The following is an 18873-nucleotide window of genomic DNA, read 5'->3' on the forward strand; positions in this document are numbered from 1 at the left end:
GAGAGATTCTAAAACCAGATCCTCCCAGACATAAGAAAAGCGAGCCTCAGATGAAGTTCGCTTTCTAATGGTAAACTATGGGACAGCAGTGAAGTCACCCCCCTACTTATAGGGCATTTTATAGAGCCGTTTGAATATAGTTATGTTGAAGAAGACAATAAAAACCCCCTGAAAGTAGGGGGGTGACTTTAACTATATAGAAGCAGTTATTCTTTGCTAAGAGTCGCGTCAATCACTTTTAATTGTTCAATTGCGCTATCTGTGAGTTGTACAAGATTAGTTTCATCCAATTCCTTAGACTCAGCTTCACTGTGTTCTCCAGCAATAAATACCGGCATCTTGAGGCTATCCGCAACGGCTTTGATAGAAACCATCATTTCAGTTGTTTGGGTTGATCCGCCCTGATCGGATTCGGGTGAAGCCTGTGAAACAGGCGCGGCAGAGTAAATTATCAAAGCATCGCTCCCTGCTCGAGACAGTGTCATTGGGATAGCATCAAATGGAATATCGCTACCCAGAACCACCACGCGATAACCGTGAGTGAGAAGAGGAAGTCCAAATAACATCAATTCAACATTGGCTTTACTGTCGCCATAAGCCATCAATAGAATCTTTTTGCCACGATTCTGCAAGGTGCTTTTTAGAAATAATCCACCTATCCGCTGTTGCAGGAATTGCCAGTAGAAATGATAGTTGCCAGATAGCGATTGAAGTTGCTCTGCCTGATTTCGAAGATCAGTTAATACCGGCCGTAATAAGCTACGACTTATAATTTCCAGGGGATAAAGTGAAAATATTTCGTGATGCAATCTTTCAAGCTGCTCTAAATCGTAGCTGTTAACTGCATCCAATAATTTTTCACTATAGGTTTTCCACTGATCTTCAGAAGGTGCTTCCTTAAATTGCTTTGTTAATTCGTTATCATTATTTTTATTATGACTGTTCTTATTTAGTGTTTTGCCGGAATTACTTTGCATGGTTATATCTGCAAGGTCTTCTAACTCGGTTTCATTTTTTAATGCATTAGAAACGCGACCAATAGACACGCCCTTTTCTAGTAACTGTAAAACCTGCTGAATGCGTAAAATATCTTGCTGGCTGTAGAGGCGATGACCTTTCGGTGTGCGCTCTGGTTTAAACAGACCGTAGCGTCTTTCCCATGCTCTAAGCGTAATGGCGTTTACGCCGGTTACTTCAGAAACCGTTCTAATCGGGTAGAAACCTTCTTCCGATGCGGGTAATAAGTTATCCAGATTTTCTTTCATGGTGTAAACCAGTTAATTCATCGTGTATAAAATTGCCGCCTATACTATCATGTTGTACAGATATTGTATAAGGAAGCATTTACTTGAGTTTAAGGTAAATGTTTTTCGATAAGCGAGACGATCTTGTTACTGTCTGGAGTGACCTGACTTTTAAAAGAACCAATCAAGTTACCTTTGGTATCCAGAAGATATTTATGAAAATTCCATTCTGGAAATTCACCTGCCAATCCGCCTAAGGTTTTGTATATAGGCGAAGCATTGCTTTCTGCAGCGTGTGTTTTCTGAAACATGGGAAACTTTACGCCATAAGTAAGACGACAGAATTTAGCGATGTTTTTTTCGTTCTCAGGGTCTTGATTAGCAAAGTCATTGGAAGGGAAGCCTAAAACTACCAAACCCTTATCTTTGTATTTGTTGTAGAGCGCTTCTAATCCGTCAAATTGACCGGTGAAACCGCATTTGCTGGCGGTGTTCACGATTAAAACTACTTTGCCTTTGTAAGTGTCACATAGATTTACTTCTTCGGACTTTGCCAATCTTCTCAGATTAAAATCCAAAGTTTGAGGGCAGCCATTTGCGTTCACTGGAGAGGGAACTGCCTCAGCTTTTGCAATTGAAAAGAAGGGTAAAAGCAGTGCAAAACCCATTGATAACGCCACTAGTGTAGATATTTTAAACAGCTTGGTTAAATTTTGGTTGTTGAGATCTTGTTCATTCATGTTTTTGTGCCTTATAAAAATGTTGCTAACTTGCTGTCAATCGTGATTTAAGAAAATTCATCAGTGGTCTTAGTATTCCCACTTTGCTATATATTTGTTCTGCTGGGTCCCAGTAATCAATGTGCTCTTGAACCTGATTGTTGTCATTGAAAGTCACCATGCTAGAGCCATCTATCAACCACATCGTTTTGTTCTTGCCGAAGCTAAATTGCCACTGGATAAAAAGTGTTTGCTGATTTGAGGCGTAATGTTTAATGCTGAATTTTGGTCGCTCGGTGGTGGCAAACATATGAGTAAATACGTTTTGAATCGCATCGATTCCGTTAACGTCGTTAAATGGGTCTTTGAAATGTGCATTAGGCGCGAATACATCATTAATCTGTTGTAGATTCTCAGCAGTTAACTCAGTAAAAAAGCGCATAAAGTTGTCATCTCTATCCATATCAGGCTTCTTTCACTTGATTCGTTTTAAGTGAGGATTTGGTTAAAGCAAAGTAGAGTTTGTAAGGGAGTACTCGAAACGTTTTCATGATGTAGGAGAAACGTTTTGGGAAAGTGATTTCAAAATTACTTTTTGGTAGCTCTTTAAAAATGTATTCAGCCGCTTTCTCAGGACTGATCATAAATGGCATTTTAAAATCATTTTTATCTGTCAGCGGGGATTTTACAAAACCAGGATTGATCAATCTTAAAGTAATATTTTGTTGCTTGAGTTCTAAGTGAAGCGATTCTGTCAGACTAATTACCGCAGCTTTACTGGCATTGTATGGCGCTGACTTGGGTAAACCACGATATCCGGCAAGACTTGCTGTGATATAGATTTCCCCAGAATTTTTGCTCTGCATATACGGCAGGATAGTATCCAGTCCGTTAACAACGCCAAGATAATTGATAGATATTAATTGTTCGAAAAGAGCTGGGTCGAATTCATCCAGTGGCATTGGGGTGTAATCCCCAGCGTTAAGAAACAGTGTATTTATAAAGCCTAGTTCTTGAATGATCGCATCTCTAGCCTTTGCCAGACTTTCTTTATCAGTAATATCTAAAGAGAATGGAAAAAGGTTGGGATGATCGTTTGCTATATCATCTAAAGCGTTCTGGTTACGGCTACTAATTGCGACCTGCCAACCATTTTTGGCTAAAAGCTCAGCCAGGCATTTGCCTATTCCTGAGCTTGCACCAATAATCCACGCTGTGTTTTTGTTATCCATAATGTATTTATACTAAAATTATACATAACTTGTACAGCTTTATTTTTTATTCATCGAGTTTTGCTTTGGCAATCGCTAATTCTTCTTCTAATGCAACGAAGCTACTGATGTCTTTTTGTACACCTATATAGTACATCACGCTTTCGACCTCATCGAAGTAAGGCGTGATAGTTAGGTCGTTCCAGAACAGTGTGCCATCTTTGCGGTAATTTCTAAGCACGACTCTGACGGGTTCTTCGTCTTCTATTGCTTTGTGAATCTTCTTGATTTCTTCCTGTTGCTTATCTTCGCCTTGTAGAAAACGGCAATCTTTGTATAGGCATTCATCAGGTGTATAGCCAGTCATTTTCTCAAATGCCTGATTCACATATAGCAGAATGGTGTCGTCACCTTCACGTTCTGCAATGGTTATACCGTGTTCAGCATGATCAATAAGGGCATGAAGTAAGTCAGGTCTTATCGGTGTCTGTTCAGGTCTTGCATTGTTTTCGTTCGTATCGGGATCATTGCTCATACGATTACTTCCATATCTCTTCATTTTTTTAGGTAAATATTGTCTCAGTCTATAACAAAATTGAGTGTTTATAGCTGTATTTTTAGGGTTTTTAGCCATTTTTTTGTTTTCAGGAATTAGTCATATTTTCACATACAAATTTTCTCATCCATTTCGCATTTATTTAACAGAAACATCAATAAAATGATTGATTATGAAAAATAGTTATACAAATAGATGGAAATACTATACATTATGTATAACTATTGTATAGATAAGCGGAGAGTGTGATTAAAATGAGTAAAACAAAACAATCAATATCGATTATCGGATCTGGCGTAACAGGATTGTCTGCGGCTTGGTTATTGAATGAAAAATACGATGTCACACTTTTTGAGAAGAACGATTACCTTGGTGGACATACCCATACTCATGATGTCTTAGAAAGTGATACAAAACTGGCTATTGATTCTGGTTTTATTGTCTACAACGAAAAAAATTATCCTAATCTGGTTGGTCTTTTCGAAGAGCTAGAGGTGAAGACGCAGGCTACCGATATGTCTTTTGCATTCTCTATGAATCAGGGAGAACTTGAATATGCGGGTTCTGGATTAAAGGGTATGTTTGCTCAGCGTGGCAACCTAGTGAGCATTAAACACTGGCGATTGATTCAAGAGATTATTCGTTTCAATAAAACAGCTCATGCCGAATTACCAACGTTAGAAAAAGATAAATCCAGTGAACTATCTCTGGGTGATTTCCTTAAACAGCATAATTTCTCCAAAGACCTGCAACAAAACTATCTACTTCCGATGGGAGCTGCAATATGGTCTTGCCCTGTAGAGATTATGAATACTTTCCCTGCTCATAGTTTCTTACGATTTTTTGCTAATCATGGATTGATTGATCTGCAAAACAGGCCTCAGTGGAGAAGCGTGGTTGGCGGTAGTCGTGAATATATTCGCAAGATGATGCCTACTTTAAGCACTGAAATCTGCATTAAGGGCGGTGCTGAATCAGTAAGTCGTACTACCAATAAGGATAAGGGTAATGTTGAGGTAATTAGTGACGGCAAGCGTTTCTATTTCGATCAAGTTATTTTTGCCTGTCATGCCGATGAAGCATTAAAACTGATTGATCAGCCTAGTGAAGATGAAATAGGAATATTAAGTTGTTTCAAATATCAGGAAAATATCACTTATCTACATACCGATGAAACGCTAATGCCCAAACGCAAAAACGCGTGGTGTTCCTGGAATTATTTAGCTCAGGCAGGCACTGATGCAGAAGATGGCTCAGAAGAAAGCAAGGTTACAGCAACCTACTGGATGAATAACTTACAGAAGATTAAAGCAGAAAAAAACTATCTGGTAACACTCAACCCTTATCAGCAGTTAGACGAGACCAAAGTCATTAAAAAAATGACCTATCACCATCCCGTTTTTGATCGTGATGCCATTTATGCACAGTCCCGATTGGAGGAGTTGCAGGGTGAAAATAATTGTTGGTTTTGTGGCAGTTACACGGGCTATGGTTTCCACGAAGATGCTTTAGCTTCATCGGTCAAAATCTGCGAAAAACTGGGTGTTATCGCTCCCTGGAAAGAATTAGCAACAGTAGACATCACTGAAGAAAAAGCAAAGATTGGGGGTTCTCAATGAGCTCATCCGTTTCTCTATATGCTTGCGATGTAATGCATAGAAGACATTTTCCACAGAACTATCGTTTTGATTACAAAGTGTTCAGTTTTCTGGTTGATATTGATGAGGTTAAGGGGAAAAACGTTAATCCTCTTCTATCATTTAATCGCTTTAATCTATATAGCGTGTACACCAAAGATCATGGGCCTAGAGATGGCTCAGATTGGAGGACCTGGATCGATACAGTTTTAGATGAGCACAATCTGGGCAAGGCAAAGCATCAGGTTAAATTACTGTGTTTTCCAAGAATCCTGGGTTACGCGTTTAATCCCTTAAGTCTGTGGTATTGCTTCGGTGAAGATGGGCAACTCTATGCGGTTGTCTGTGAAGTAAGCAATACCTTTGGAGAGCATCATCATTACGTTCTACATAACGATAATGAGCCGTACAAAGGCAGGGTAAAAGCACACAAGAAAAAGCATTTTCATGTATCTCCCTTTATCAGCATGGACGCAGTATATCGATTCACTATTGGGACACCTGGTGAAGATTTACTGATAGTGATTAATGAGTACCAAGATAACGAATTGATGTTAACTGCTACTCAAATGGGTGAACAGCAAGAAATTAACACCCCCCACCTTTTAGGCCAATTTTTCCGTTTGCCACTGATGACATTCAAAATCATGTGGTTGATTCATTGGCAGGCTTTAAAAATCTGGATGAGAGGTGGCGTTTTTCACAAGAAGCCACCAGCACCAAAAGAAGACTTTAGTTAATTTAGAACCGAATTTAAACGTAGCCATGTAGCCATAGCTTTAGAAATTAATAGTAACAAATTGATGCATTCTGAGATTACGAGGAGTAATTATGAATAATGAAATGACACTTAGTCGTGTTTTACCACCAAGTTTTGATCATTTGCCAGCATTTAAGCGCTGGTTGATGAAATCTCTGGCGAAAATACATCATGGAACATTGTACGTATATATTGATGGTCATTGTTACGCCTGCGGAAACGACGATTCTATTACAGCTACCTTACGCATTAACCAGCCTTTAAAAATGGCGTGGAGATGTCTGGCAAAAGGTGATTTAGGATTTGCCGAGAGTTTTCTAGAGGGTGATTGGAGCAGTGATGATGTGACCCAATTACTTAAACTATTCCTTAAAAACAGAAACAATCTAGGTAAAACCTACGGTGGCAAAAGCATGTTGCGTGCTACCGCTAATATCTATCACAAATTACGTAAAAACAGCATTAAAGGTAGTCGTAAGAACATTCAGTATCACTATGATCTGGGTAATGATTTTTACCAGTTGTGGTTAGATGAAAGTATGACGTATTCATCGGCGCTGTTTGCATCAAAAGTGACATCTAATGTAGCTCGCGAAGACCAGTCTTTATTGGAAGCTCAAGATAATAAATACCAAAGAATTCTAAATGAGATTGATGCAGAGGCAGGCCAATCAATCCTGGAAGTTGGTTTTGGATGGGGTGGTTTTGCAGAAAAGGCACTGGAAAAAGGTTGTCATCTACATGGTGTAACACTCTCTGATGAGCAGTTTGAGTTTGCACATAAGCGCCTGTCTCACTTTGGTGAAAAAGGGCAGTTAGAAATCAAAGATTATCGTGAAATAGATCAGCAATATGATCATATTGTTTCTATAGAAATGTTTGAGGCCGTAGGTGAGCAATACTGGCAAACATATTTTGAAATGTTAAAGCGAAGCCTGAAACCAGGTGGAAAAGCCGTATTACAAATCATCACGATCAAAGATCAATATTATGATTTGTACCAGAAGCGTGCAGATTTCATTCAGCGTTATATTTTCCCGGGCGGAATGTTGCCATCTGAAGGTATTCTGTCTGATTTGGTCAGTAAAAATGACTTGAAAATAAATAACCGCATCAGTTTTGGTCATGATTATGGTGAAACTTTAGCGCGATGGGAAAAGAGTTTTCTAAACGTGATACCAGAATTGGAAGCCTTAGGTTATGACAAACGTTTTCAACGTATGTGGCTTTATTACCTAGGTTACTGTCAAGCTGGTTTCGAAGAAGAGCGTATTGATGTGATTCAACTGACCTTAACGCATTCGGATTAAAATTGTGAGCGGAAAACTAAAATCACAATTGATATTTTTATATGGTTTGCCGGGATTGCCATTGGCAATGCTCGGCCTTCCGCTGTTCGTATATTTACCGAGTTATTATAGTCAAAATTTAGGCTTGTCTCTGACGGCAGTTGGTTTAGCCTTGCTATTAGCGCGTTCTTTAGACGTTATTACCGATCCATTAATTGGAATGTTAAACGATCGATATCCTAAGTTTCGATCGGTTTCATGGCGTAGAAAAAGCTTTATAATTTCTGGTATTCCTTTGTTGCTAGTTGGCCTGAATTTTTTACTCAGACCTGAAGAAACTGCCACAGCGTTTTATCTATTTTTCTGGTCGTTTGTCACTTACCTAGGTTGGACCTTAATCAATATTCCGTGGTTGGCTGTTGGTGCTGAAATTAGTGATGATTATCATGAGAAAAGCGCACTGGCATCCAGCCGTGAAATTTTCGCGGTGATAGGAACGATTGCAGTAATTAGTTTGCCAGTTTTAATGTCTATTGAATCTGACTTAAAGTCTATTCTGCAAGTATTAGCAAACTACCTGACTTTTTTAATACCACTGACTTTATTGCCGCTGCTGTGGAAATTGTCTCCTAATTTGCTACCTGCAAAGTCTACAAAGCAAAATAGAAATAAACTATTCAGCAAACAAACGTTTGTGGTAATTAAACATCCTGCTATCAAAAAGTTGTTACCTGCGTATTTTATTAACAGTATGGCAAATGCGTTTCCTGCAACCCTGTTTATCCTGTTTGTCAGTTATGTTTTACAAACACCGGATAAAGTCGGAATTTTGTTAATCAGCTATTTTTTATCAGCCATTATAGGCATCCCTTTCTGGCTATATCTGGCCAGAAAAACAGATAAGCACACCAGTTGGTCTATCGCTCTATACGGTTCTATAGCAAGTTTTATTTGGGTGCCTTTTCTTAATGCTGGAGATTTCCAACCCTTTTTAGTGATTTGTGTGGCGAGTGGTTTTTGTTTAGGTGCTGATGTTGTGATGCCTGCATCTATTCAGGCTGATATATCTCAGGATATTTCAAAGAAGAGATCGAATAGCATCGCTATCGATTCTGGGGAAAGTCTCTTATCCGAAGTAACTATTGGAAGTCAGCAACAGGATTCAACAGCATTGCTATTTGGAGTTTGGGGTTTACTGACAAAATTATCACTAGCACTTGCAGTGGGTATCGCATTTCCCCTGTTGGATCTAGTGGGGCTTAAGCCAGATGTTTTAGCAACACAGGAACCTAGTGAAATAGCAGTAATTTCATTAGTAATTTTGTATGCCTTAATTCCCATTATTTTTAAGTTATGGGTGTTATCTCAAATGTGGCATTTCCCATATGGACGAAGCTATTTTGCTTCCTCAGCGCCTTTAAACACATCAAGTGCACAATCTTCAAATGAGGATTCTGAAAATATACTTTCTTCAAATACATCTCCTGCAAATTCACTATCTTCAAAGCCAGTATCGTTAGAGGAAATGCCTCAAAAAGTCATTCTTTCTAAAGCAAAAAAAGCAGAATCATCACCAAAATCCATTCAAAAAGAAAATACAATAGTAGGTAAACACGATGAAAACACTCACTCAAAGGCTATTACTCACACTGTTTCTTTTGTTACCCATCATAAGCGGATGCAGTAGTACTATGAAAATACAAGATTATCAGCAGAATAAACCTAACTTCTCCTTGTTTGATTATTTCCAGGGAAAAACACGTGGTTGGGGAATGTTTCAGGATCGAGGCGGCAACCTTAAAAGACAGTTTGTTGTTGATATCAATGGTTATACCAACGATCAGGGACAGCTCGTTTTAGAAGAAGATTTCGTCTGGAGTGATGGTGAAAAATCCAGGCGCGTCTGGACTATTAGCAAAGATGGCAATAATCAATTCATAGGTAAAGCTGACGATGTCATCGGTGAGGCTAAAGGTGTTAGTGCTGGTAATGCGCTGAATTGGAAGTATGACTTGAGCCTACCAGTAGACGGTAAAACTTATAAGGTAAGATTTGATGACTGGATGTTCTTACAGCCGGATGGTGTTCTTCTCAATCGTGCAAAAATGAGTAAGTTTGGTTTTAATCTGGGTGAAGTTTTTATTAGTTTCAAGAAGTAATAACACTGATTTCTGGAGTCAAAGATGAGGATTTTTAAAACGATATTTCCACTGATTGTAATGATCATGGTAATGATATTGAGCACGATTTTTTCTTCAGCATTTGCTTACACAAAACAATGGCCATTACATAGTAAAGGCGAAGTCCGTTATTTAAAAATGATCAAGGTTTACGATATTAGTCTTTACAGCCCTAATGTAGTGAGAGCAGAAACCATACTAAACGCGAATGTGTCGAAGTGTTTAAAGTTAGATTATGCGGTTAACTTATCGGTGGACAAATTCAGGTTGGCAACAACAAAAATATTAAGTCGGCAGCACAGTGCTGAATACTTAGAGAAAATTAAAGAGCCACTAGATGCATTTCAACAAGCCTACAAGCCTGTAAAGAAGGGTGATAGCTATAGCCTTTGTTACAACGGCAGAAATCAGTTGATGCGTCTTGATTTAAACGGCAAAAATCTGATAGAAATTAAATCTGCAGAATTAGCAAAAGCCTATCTCGGAATTTGGCTGTCTAAAAATAAACCCATATCGAATCCTTTATATCGATCTTTTTTCCCTGTGAATAGGCAAGGTGCGTTGTGATAAAAGGGTTGGGATTAATACTAATGATGGTGCTTTCATTCAATGCATTAGCAACTGAGAAAATACAATCAGCCCTTAATGAGTACGCATGGGAGAAACGCCAACTCATAGTTTTTTCACCCAGTTATGAGCATCAGCAGTATCAACTATTTAAGCAAGTGCTGGCAGAATTCAGTGAAGAGTTTGAAGAGCGCAAATTACATACCTGGCATGTGATTGCGAAAGATTCTGTAAGATTAGATTCCAAAATAAGTAGCGATGTATCCAATCTGGGCTTTAGAGAAATGTATAAAGTAAGCGTAAATGAATTTCGATTGCTGCTAATTGGTTATGATCAGGGCGAAAAGCTCAGGCAGAAAAAAGTAAATATCGATTATCTGTTTTCTGAAATTGACCAGATGCCAATGCGCATTCAGGAAATGCAGTAAGATTATGATTAATTAATAGTAGAAAAATAAAAAAGTGCCTCCAGCTCTGCATAAATTCTATTTACGCTTTTAAAAAACAAAAACGTAATATCATTCAAAGTAGGGGGGTGTGTTCACTTTAAATAGTAATAAGACTATTTTGAGAGCCTAATAAACAAGGATGAAAATGAGTAAATTAAGTCCATTTATGCAACATTTTGACCAGCTACCAAATACGCTTCCCGTGTTTCCTCTTGGGAATGCCGTGGTTATGCCAGGTGGTCATTTGCCCTTAAATATTTTCGAGCCGCGTTATATTAATATGCTGCAAGACGCGATGGAGAGTCATCGCTTAATCGGTATGATTCAACCTCGTGACGACAGTCCCAAGCCAGAACTTTATAAAGTGGGCTGCGCCGCCAGAATTACCCGTTATGAAGAAACCAATGATGGGCGTCTTGAAATTTCACTAACTGGATTGTGTCGCTTTGAAATTAAAGATGAAATAGTGACTACTCGTGGTTATCGCTTAATTGTTCCAGAATGGTCTAAATTCGCTATCGACTATGAGGAACAATCTGAGCCAGATGCTGTTACTCAAAAATCATTTATTAATACGTTAAAGGTTTATTTCAACCAGACCGATATGAAATTAGATTGGGAGGTACTGGAAAAGCTGGATGCAGAAAATTTACTCAATGCTCTTTTCTACTTTCTTAATTTATCCAATGAAGATAAACAGATGTTGATTGAAATCGATACTATTGAACAACGGATTAAAGCGATAACGGCTATATTCGAAAGTAATAATAAAGTATCAGAAATCCGTCACTAATTGCTTATTTTGAAGAAGGCTATTTCCAGCCCATTAGCCATTCTTCGTTATTTTTTAGGCGCTGCCAATCGATATCGTATTGATTTTTATTAATAACAGCTTCTAATTTGCAGCCAATGATTCGTTCTTCCTCGTCCTTTAATAATTCAGAAACGATAAAGTGCCGTTCCTTGTTTTCTGGTGTTATTGCTGTCCATTTTGACAAGAGCAATTTTGCTGGGTTGATGCGATTAATGGCTTAGGCCTCTTTGTTTTGATGTTCAGATGGTTGCGATTTTTTGCCTGTGAGAGGCAAACGATATTTCGCAAATAAGGTGTAGATGCTTTCCAGAACAGGCAAGAGAAACGGAACATGCTCGATTACCGGAACGATTCTCCGGTAATAGGGTAAATGTTTCCACACGGTCATAAATCCTCGAACACCTGTTAGCATTTTTTGACTTTCATCCTGAACATGAATTCTTGCCATAGCTTGTTGGTAAGTTATGCCAGATTTTTCTAAAGCCTCTTTATCTTTGGTGATATCCACCCAGTAAATGGCATTAGCAATGTCTAGCTTCTGCATTGTCTTTACTTCGAATTTACACAATGGACACTCACCATCGTGATACATAATCACTTTAGACATTGTCGATTCTGATTTACTGTTTTCCATAGAACCTCACAGAAGCAACACACAAATCAGCATCAAAATTTTTGCCAATGGCGACTAATCCAATACGCTTGATATGATTCGCCTTAAACTGCTTGCTGGTTTTATATTGTGTCATAGTACTAAATGGTATTTTTACTATTCCCCATTCTGGCGATACTTTGAAACTGGCTCGATACGATTGCCACGGCATCCAGAGTCCGCTGGTACGATAATGTACATTATAAACTTCGTTGTTTCCTGCAACGACTAATTCAAGACCTTCAAAGTTACTGGCATCGAACGCTTTGCCGTCATTTAAATCCAATGCCATTTGCACGAAGCCGCCGTTATTTTCAGTGGACACTTCTCCTGTCATTCTTAAGCATTGTTTACCCTGATATTGCTCGGGAGATAGGCTGCCTTTTGAAACCCCTCCCATAACCCTATCGGTAAAGAGTCGCCAGTCAGATCCTATATTTGATCGAGTATTTCCGCTGCTGCGGTCATCAATAATTAAGTCTTCGGCGGATGCATTCATAAAGCAAAATAGGCTCGTTAGAATTATGAGTAGGAATTTTTTCATCGGTTTATTGTTTAGCAAGGTCATGATTAACGTAGATCAACTTTTCAACGGGAAACTTAAGGCTACGGGCTTTATTAATAAGGCGTTTTTGTACCGCTGGATCGAGTTTCGGAGTACGTGACAATATCCAGAAATAACTTCGATCATTACCAGCAATCATTACATATTGATAGTTCTGCTGATCCAATTCGATAATGTTGTAGCCACCGTAAAATGGTCCAAAGAAAGATACTTTTAAGCTCCCAATATCACTTGGGCCAGTAAATTTGGCTTTACCCTCTGCGTCTTGCCATTTCTTCTTTTTGATATTGTAACCACGATTAAGTACCCGTAAATTGCCATCTTCGCGAAGACTGTATTCCGCTGTTATATTACTCAGTCCGCGCTCAAATGAATGATCAAGACGCGCTATTTCATACCACTTACCAAAGTAGCGATTAACCTCAAAATCAGAAACTGGTTTAATGCCATCTGGAACACCTGCTGAGCAGCCGCTCAAGAAAATGGTTAATAGTAGTAAATATTTTTTTATCATTTTGTTAACCCTTGTTTATCTTCACTGCTTGCCTTCAGCGAATCTTGATTTTTAGTAAGAGTCACGAGAATGCCTTGTATCTCTTTATTTTTAATAGAAATATGCCAATCGAATTGATCGCATAATCTTTTAACAATAGCGAGACCAATACCTTCACCTGCCTGATGTAGACCTCTACCACGCACATGACGTTCAAATAACTTTGGTAATAATTCATTGGGTATACCAATTCCAGTATCGGAAACCATTATCTGATTGCCAGACACGGTTATTTCAATGGCTCCTTTTTCGGTGTATTTGATGGCATTGCCCAGAATGTTCCCAATGATTATTTCTAGTGCTTTTCTGTGTGTATTAACAATAAGTTCGTCTTGAATATTTATGGATAAATCTACATTTTTGGTATCAATCAAAGAACTCAATTTGATTACTTCATTTTCTATGATTTCAGTCACATTAGTATCTGGGTTGCCAAGTTCAGGCTTCTGTTCTCTAGCCATTAGGAAGAAGGCAGAGGTCAGGTCGTTTACATCGCTACAAGCGCGGCGAATCATTTTGACTCGATCAGCGCCTTTGTCACTGATGTTACTTTCAGTTTCAAGAAATTGAGCAGCACCATCAATGATAGTCATCGGTGTACGTAACTCGTGGCTAACGTCAGCAGTAAACTGGCGTTCTCTTTCGACAAAAACATCAATACGTTTAGCATATTCATCCAGCGCTTCAGCCAGTTCTTTGGTTTCGCCACTCAGGTTTTTAGTCGAAACTTTTAAGGCGAAACTATCAGGGCCAGATTTTCTCAGATTGCGCGCAATTTTTAATACAGGAGAAGCTGCTCGCCAGGTTAATTTGTAGGCTATCCAACTGCTGGTATAAATAAGAATGAGCAAAATACTCATCGGGATTAAACCGAAAACTCCCACTAGGCGGTCAATGTTCGCGCCTTCAAAAATCAGGTAAAGGCGATTGTTGTCAAAATCTCTGATATAGACAGGCACAGGTTTTTCACGACCAGATATCATTACTTTTGGGTACAGGCCGGCTTCAAGATTGCTGATTTCAGCGGGGGTGTCTGCAGTGGAGTCGGGCGTTGTGAGGTAACCAATGAGATTTCTGGTTCTAGGTAGTGGAAAGTTTTTATCTTGTTGGTAATGGCTTATAAAAGCATCGGCTTCTAATTCCATCGCCTGTTTTACCAGGCTTTTTTCTAAAATCCAGGTAATAGTTATAATGCTGATTAGTACCGCAAAGACGATAAATAGTGTTTGTAAAATCCATCGTTTAGAAAAAATATTGTTGAGGTCAAAGCCGTGCGCGATATTAAGTAAATTAAGCTGCTTGGTCATCATAAAGCCTATACCCCACGCTATGAATGGTGTGTAATAATTTATTCTCGTAGGGCTTATCAATCGCTTGTCTGATAGCGGACAAATGTGTTCTCAATGCATCGCTCTCAGTTGGGTCATCTCCCCAGACGTGTGTTTCCATTTCTCTGCGTGACACAACTCGGTGAGTATTTTCCATGAGCAAACGTAGAATTTTGAGTCTTATTGAATTTAATTTTATTGCGTTACCTTCTCTGGCCACTTCAAGTGTTTCGTAATTAAAGGCCAGATTAGAGACGTTTATGATGGTTTGGTTGTCGTTATTTGAACGTCTCCATAGTGCTTGAACTCTGGCATACACTTCCAGTAAATCAAATGGCTTTACCAGATAATCGTCTGCTCCAGCATCAAAACCAATCAGTTTTTCATCTAAAGAATCGCGTGCGGTTAGCATTAAAATTGGAGTCGAAGAGTGAAGTTCTTTACGTAGCTTTTGGCATAGGGTGATTCCATCGATCCCCGGCAGTGCTAAATCCAGCAAAATAACATCGTATTCATTAACGGTTACGAGATGTAATCCTGTTAAGCCATCACTTGCATAATCCGCAATGTGACCTTTATCAGTAAAAAAGTCGACCAATAAAGAGGCAATATCGGTATTGTCTTCGACGACCAAAATCCGCCCATGAAAATCATTTAAGCTACTCATATATCCTCTTTAAACTAAAAGAACCGGGAAGATTCAAAAAATACTCTTCCCGGTTTGAAGCTGGCTTCTTAAAAAAACTAATTAAGATCAGCAAGTAAAATCACACCAAAATCAGTAGATCCTGGAACAGGGTCAACGGCAAATGCAGTACGTATTTGTCCATCAGATAAACTGAGTGTGCCAGTATCAATTGCCACTGTTTTAGTCGTTGACAAAGTAATTCTCACTTGATAATCACCAGCAGGAACTTCCAGGTAATCTGAATTATCTTTGAACTCAAAATTGCTGATTGTGGGTGACATAGAATTGATATCAGCGCCCGGTGCGGTAATGTAAATATCTACTAAGCCAGCGCTTGGTGCAGCATGTATCAATCGTACTTTTACATTGCCGGCAGCTGGCGGGTAGTTGTCATCTGTTAAAACAATCGGCTCAATATTATTTAATGAATTCACTGCAGCAATGGTGTAATCCATTTGCGGATCAAATTGAAGGTCAGCATTGATAACGCTAGCTGAATTTGCGGCAGCAGCTACATCTATATTGTAAGTGTCACCTATTATTTCCAGGTAGTCAGATCCAGTTCCAAATGGAACATCACTCAGTACTTCAGAACCATCTACCGAAATATCTACCTCAGGAGCGTCTGCAGACGCATGTACCACGCGTAATCTTGCTCTAGCATCGTCCACATTAACAAAAGGAGTAGCATCTTGATCGGTAAGAATTGTTAATCCAATAGGTGATAGTCCTCCACTGGATTCTGCGGCAATGGCTACATATTCAACGCCTGACTCTAGTGATAATGTACCTGAGTCATAAATTACAGCGTTATCATCCGCCAATGTAACTCTCACTCTATAATCCCCCGCAGGGACTTCTAGTTCACCTGAATTTGCTTTAAAGGGAACATCTTCCAGAGTTGGAGTTAGACTTGAAAAATCATCTTCTGGTGCAGACACGTAAACATCAACTGGAGGAGCTGATGGCGCACCATGTACTACTGTAATAGCAGCGAAACCATTAGTAGGCTGGTCGATATCATCTGCAATCACAATAGGCTCAATGTTGGCAACGGTATTGACAGCCAGAACGGTATATTTCATATCCTCTTGCAAGTTGAGAGTTTCATCTATAACTGCGGTTGAAGTATCTGCTACTAAAATCTTTACATTGTTATTCCCTTCATCAACAAACAGAAAGCCACTGGCTTGTCGGTAATTTACATTTTCTAGAGCGACATCACCTTCAATACTGACATCAACGGCTGGTGCATCTGGTGATAAATGCACGGCTCTGAGTTGTGGGTCGTGTGAATTGTTGCTTGAACCTCCTCCACAACCGATGAGTAACAAAGAGCTAATTAAAAGAGTAAATAATGTTGTAAATCGTTTCATCTCTAATCTCCCGAATTTAGTTGTGAATAAGATGATTCACAATCGGTAGGTTCACATTGAAGACGTTAACTGAGTGCGAATTAAATGTGAAAATTATGCAAAATATTAAATTATGTATAGATATTGTATAATAAATTACATAATAGTCCTAACTTTAGGTTATTATTTCGAAGATATGTATAAGTATTTTATCTTTATTTAAAAGGAATCTTTAAAAATGCATCGAGTTCGTTTACAAGAAAAACTCCAGTTCAATAGCCAGATTAATGCAGATACTCATTGTTGGGAGTGGCAAGGGCAAGTTTCTAATAGTGGCCATGGGCGAATCACTATCAGAGATTTTTCGCAAGCAACCAATCAAAAGGTTAGTGCTGAGACAGCAAGCTACTTAGCCTTTATCGGTGGGCTTCCCGAGGGGATGATGGTCAACCAGACTTGTTCTAATAGGCTTTGTATAAACCCTGAGCATTTATGTATTAAAAAAATACCTACTCTTTGAATTGTTTCATCAATAATTAAAGAATTACCTATGAAGCCCTTACCCGTTTTCGTTAGAATACAAGGCTAGCGCCTGTAGCTCACTTGGATAGAGTGCAACCCTCCGAAGGTTGAGGCAGCTGGTTCGAATCCAGCCAGGCGCGCCATTTTCCTCTTTTTTCATTCGAATTTAAGAGCTGCTGCTTCCGCTGGCATGCGGTCACAGTAAATAATACCAGCAGTAAAAACGGTAAAAATTAATCTGAATACATCTACATATAACCATTCAAGGACTAGACGATTATGAGTAATTGGCAACAGAGCTATGATGATAAACTGCTAACGGCGACAGATGCCGCAGCTACTATCAAATCGGGCGACCATATCTGGCTGCCAGTTGGCGCTGGGGAGCCTGATGTGTTTTTAAAGGCATTAATAGATCGAAAAGAAAGCCTTAAGGATGTTGTTACTCACCAAATCTTACCTGCAAAACCTGGTTATTTTGATAAAGAGTCGTCAGCACATATTCGTCATGATTCTCTTTTCGTAAGCGGTGCATCTCGTGAAGCAGTGCATCAGGGTTGGGCAGACTTTACGCCGAGTCATTTTCACGAAATACCCCGACTAATTCGCGAATACTGGCCTGTCGATGTAGTTAGTACCGTTGTCTCACCTATGGATGAACATGGTTATTTTAGTTTAGGTTTAGGTGTCGATTACACGTGGGAAGCTTTGCACAAAGCAAAAACGGTGATTGTTGAAGTGAATCAAGATGCGCCTCGTTGCTATGGTAATTGTCAGGTGCATATCTCTCAGATTACTCATATCGTTGAATGTCCTAATCCCGTTCCAGAGCTAGCCTGTGCCCCTTTGACCGATCTGGATATAACGATTGGTGGCTATGTTGCAGAACTGATTGACGATGGCTCGACATTGCAAATTGGATTTGGTGGAGTTCCTAATGCAGTCTGTGAGGCACTTAAAAATAAGAAAGATCTGGGTATTCATACCGAAATGGTTACAGAGGGCATATTAGGGCTAGCCGAGTGTGGTGCTGTAAACAATTCTAAGAAAACATGGAATCGTGGAAAACTTATTGGCACCTTCGCCTGGGGATCAAAAAGCCTTTACGAGTTTATGCATGAAAACCCTATGATTGAAATGCACCCCGTGGATTACACAAATAACCCTTACAATATTGGTCGACATGACAATATGGTTGCTATCAATGCCACTATCGAAGTAGATTTATTCGGTCAATGTTGTTCAGAATCAATGGGACCAAAACAATGGAGTGGCACTGGCGGACAGGTTGATTTTTTCCGTGGGGCTAATATCTCTAAAGGCGGTAAAGGTTTCGTTACGATGCCATCCACCGCAAAAAGTGGAACGATCTCAAGAATTGTACCTATGCTAAAGCAGGGTGCAGTCGTAACGACCAGTAAGAATGACGTGGATCATGTTGTTACCGAATACGGCGTCGCTAAATTGCGTGGAAAGTGTATTCGGGAGCGTGCATTAGCTTTGATATCGATTGCACACCCCGATTTTCGTGATGAACTTCGCGAGTATGCTGAAAAGATGCATATTATATAAATTTGAGATTTATTATGGGTAGCACAACCAATATTTCCGTTCAATACGACTTTATAAATCGAAATGTGAGTAAATTGACTAATATATAATCGTTCATGATCATTTGTTTCATGATCCACATCAACTATTACAAGGATTAAAAAATCAATCACACAAAAAAGTAGAGTATATTAGCGTAGTTGAATATAATCCTGCCACTATTTATTACCGAT

At 39.1% G+C, this 18873-nt stretch carries 22 protein-coding genes and 1 tRNA gene; 11 read left to right on the top strand and 12 right to left on the bottom strand.

The features are described from left to right. Window positions 1-206: 206 nt before the first annotated feature. From Q1A31_RS17335 to Q1A31_RS17355, 5 genes are all read right to left on the bottom strand, one after another. Window positions 207-1265 (bottom strand): MerR family transcriptional regulator, encoded by a 1059-nt coding sequence (locus tag Q1A31_RS17335; protein WP_299879715.1) that lies wholly within the window; start codon window positions 1263-1265, stop codon window positions 207-209. 89 nt (window positions 1266-1354) lie between these two features. Then, window positions 1355-1984 carry a glutathione peroxidase gene (locus Q1A31_RS17340; protein WP_299879718.1) on the bottom strand — a complete coding sequence of 210 codons (630 nt, stop codon included), beginning with the start codon at window positions 1982-1984 and terminating at the stop codon, window positions 1355-1357. Between the two features lie 25 nt (window positions 1985-2009). Further along, window positions 2010-2426: a nuclear transport factor 2 family protein gene (locus tag Q1A31_RS17345; RefSeq protein ID WP_299879721.1), complete on the bottom strand. Its 417-nt coding sequence runs from the start codon at window positions 2424-2426 to the stop codon at window positions 2010-2012. A gap of 1 nt (window position 2427) precedes the next feature. After that, window positions 2428-3195, bottom strand: a complete 768-nt coding sequence (locus Q1A31_RS17350) for an SDR family NAD(P)-dependent oxidoreductase (RefSeq protein ID WP_299879724.1) — start codon at window positions 3193-3195, stop codon at window positions 2428-2430. A gap of 46 nt (window positions 3196-3241) precedes the next feature. Beyond that, window positions 3242-3709: a PAS domain-containing protein gene (locus tag Q1A31_RS17355; RefSeq protein WP_299879726.1), complete on the bottom strand. Its 468-nt coding sequence runs from the start codon at window positions 3707-3709 to the stop codon at window positions 3242-3244. Window positions 3710-3984: 275 nt separating this feature from the next. Between Q1A31_RS17355 and Q1A31_RS17360 the strand changes: the two genes are divergently transcribed. From Q1A31_RS17360 to Q1A31_RS17395, 8 genes are all read left to right on the top strand, one after another. Further along, window positions 3985-5349, top strand: a complete 1365-nt coding sequence (locus Q1A31_RS17360) for an NAD(P)/FAD-dependent oxidoreductase (protein ID WP_299879729.1) — start codon at window positions 3985-3987, stop codon at window positions 5347-5349. After that, window positions 5346-6107 carry a DUF1365 domain-containing protein gene (locus Q1A31_RS17365; RefSeq protein WP_299879732.1) on the top strand — a complete coding sequence of 254 codons (762 nt, stop codon included), beginning with the start codon at window positions 5346-5348 and terminating at the stop codon, window positions 6105-6107. Before Q1A31_RS17360 ends, Q1A31_RS17365 begins: the two co-directional genes overlap by 4 nt. Before the next feature lie 91 nt (window positions 6108-6198). After that, complete coding sequence (locus Q1A31_RS17370) at window positions 6199-7437, top strand: cyclopropane-fatty-acyl-phospholipid synthase family protein (protein WP_299879735.1); 1239 nt, start codon at window positions 6199-6201, stop codon at window positions 7435-7437. 4 nt (window positions 7438-7441) lie between these two features. After that, window positions 7442-9103 (top strand): MFS transporter, encoded by a 1662-nt coding sequence (locus tag Q1A31_RS17375; protein ID WP_299879738.1) that lies wholly within the window; start codon window positions 7442-7444, stop codon window positions 9101-9103. Window positions 9104-9107: 4 nt separating this feature from the next. Beyond that, complete coding sequence (locus Q1A31_RS17380; protein WP_299879740.1) at window positions 9108-9575, top strand: DUF3833 domain-containing protein; 468 nt, start codon at window positions 9108-9110, stop codon at window positions 9573-9575. A 24-nt stretch (window positions 9576-9599) separates the two neighbouring features. After that, entirely contained in the window at window positions 9600-10163 is a 564-nt protein-coding gene (locus tag Q1A31_RS17385) for a chalcone isomerase family protein (protein ID WP_299879742.1), read from the top strand. 23 nt (window positions 10164-10186) lie between these two features. Further along, the gene (locus Q1A31_RS17390) at window positions 10187-10591 is read left to right on the top strand and encodes a DUF4174 domain-containing protein (RefSeq protein ID WP_299879745.1); all 405 of its coding nucleotides are present in this window, start codon (window positions 10187-10189) and stop codon (window positions 10589-10591) included. A gap of 166 nt (window positions 10592-10757) precedes the next feature. After that, window positions 10758-11405, top strand: coding sequence for an LON peptidase substrate-binding domain-containing protein (locus Q1A31_RS17395; protein ID WP_299879748.1), 648 nt, complete (start codon window positions 10758-10760; stop codon window positions 11403-11405). A 19-nt stretch (window positions 11406-11424) separates the two neighbouring features. Here Q1A31_RS17395 and Q1A31_RS17400 read toward each other — a convergent pair whose 3' ends face one another. From Q1A31_RS17400 to Q1A31_RS17430, 7 genes are all read right to left on the bottom strand, one after another. After that, window positions 11425-11610 (bottom strand): TIGR02450 family Trp-rich protein, encoded by a 186-nt coding sequence (locus tag Q1A31_RS17400; protein ID WP_299879751.1) that lies wholly within the window; start codon window positions 11608-11610, stop codon window positions 11425-11427. A 33-nt stretch (window positions 11611-11643) separates the two neighbouring features. Continuing rightward, window positions 11644-12060, bottom strand: coding sequence for a thiol-disulfide oxidoreductase DCC family protein (locus Q1A31_RS17405; RefSeq protein ID WP_299879754.1), 417 nt, complete (start codon window positions 12058-12060; stop codon window positions 11644-11646). After that, window positions 12047-12577, bottom strand: a complete 531-nt coding sequence (locus Q1A31_RS17410; protein ID WP_299879757.1) for a CIA30 family protein — start codon at window positions 12575-12577, stop codon at window positions 12047-12049. Before Q1A31_RS17410 ends, Q1A31_RS17405 begins: the two co-directional genes overlap by 14 nt. A gap of 49 nt (window positions 12578-12626) precedes the next feature. Then, window positions 12627-13157: a lipocalin family protein gene (locus tag Q1A31_RS17415; protein ID WP_299879760.1), complete on the bottom strand. Its 531-nt coding sequence runs from the start codon at window positions 13155-13157 to the stop codon at window positions 12627-12629. Further along, entirely contained in the window at window positions 13154-14506 is a 1353-nt protein-coding gene (locus tag Q1A31_RS17420; RefSeq protein ID WP_299879763.1) for a HAMP domain-containing sensor histidine kinase, read from the bottom strand. The genes Q1A31_RS17415 and Q1A31_RS17420 overlap by 4 nt, the downstream gene beginning before the upstream one ends. Further along, window positions 14487-15191: a response regulator transcription factor gene (locus Q1A31_RS17425; RefSeq protein ID WP_299879766.1), complete on the bottom strand. Its 705-nt coding sequence runs from the start codon at window positions 15189-15191 to the stop codon at window positions 14487-14489. Before Q1A31_RS17425 ends, Q1A31_RS17420 begins: the two co-directional genes overlap by 20 nt. Before the next feature lie 77 nt (window positions 15192-15268). Beyond that, entirely contained in the window at window positions 15269-16588 is a 1320-nt protein-coding gene (locus tag Q1A31_RS17430) for a DUF4397 domain-containing protein (protein WP_299879769.1), read from the bottom strand. Between the two features lie 217 nt (window positions 16589-16805). Between Q1A31_RS17430 and Q1A31_RS17435 the strand changes: the two genes are divergently transcribed. The 3 genes from Q1A31_RS17435 (at window position 16806) to Q1A31_RS17445 (ending at window position 18661) form a co-directional block, all read left to right on the top strand. After that, the gene (locus Q1A31_RS17435; RefSeq protein ID WP_299879772.1) at window positions 16806-17087 is read left to right on the top strand and encodes a hypothetical protein; all 282 of its coding nucleotides are present in this window, start codon (window positions 16806-16808) and stop codon (window positions 17085-17087) included. 68 nt (window positions 17088-17155) lie between these two features. After that, a tRNA-Arg gene (locus Q1A31_RS17440) sits at window positions 17156-17232 on the top strand. A 136-nt stretch (window positions 17233-17368) separates the two neighbouring features. After that, window positions 17369-18661: an acetyl-CoA hydrolase/transferase family protein gene (locus Q1A31_RS17445; RefSeq protein ID WP_299879775.1), complete on the top strand. Its 1293-nt coding sequence runs from the start codon at window positions 17369-17371 to the stop codon at window positions 18659-18661. The last annotated feature ends 212 nt before the right edge of the window (window positions 18662-18873 follow it).

Origin of the sequence: uncultured Cocleimonas sp., assembly GCF_947495625.1 — a bacterium.
In the GTDB taxonomy this organism is placed as follows: domain Bacteria; phylum Pseudomonadota; class Gammaproteobacteria; order Thiotrichales; family Thiotrichaceae; genus Cocleimonas.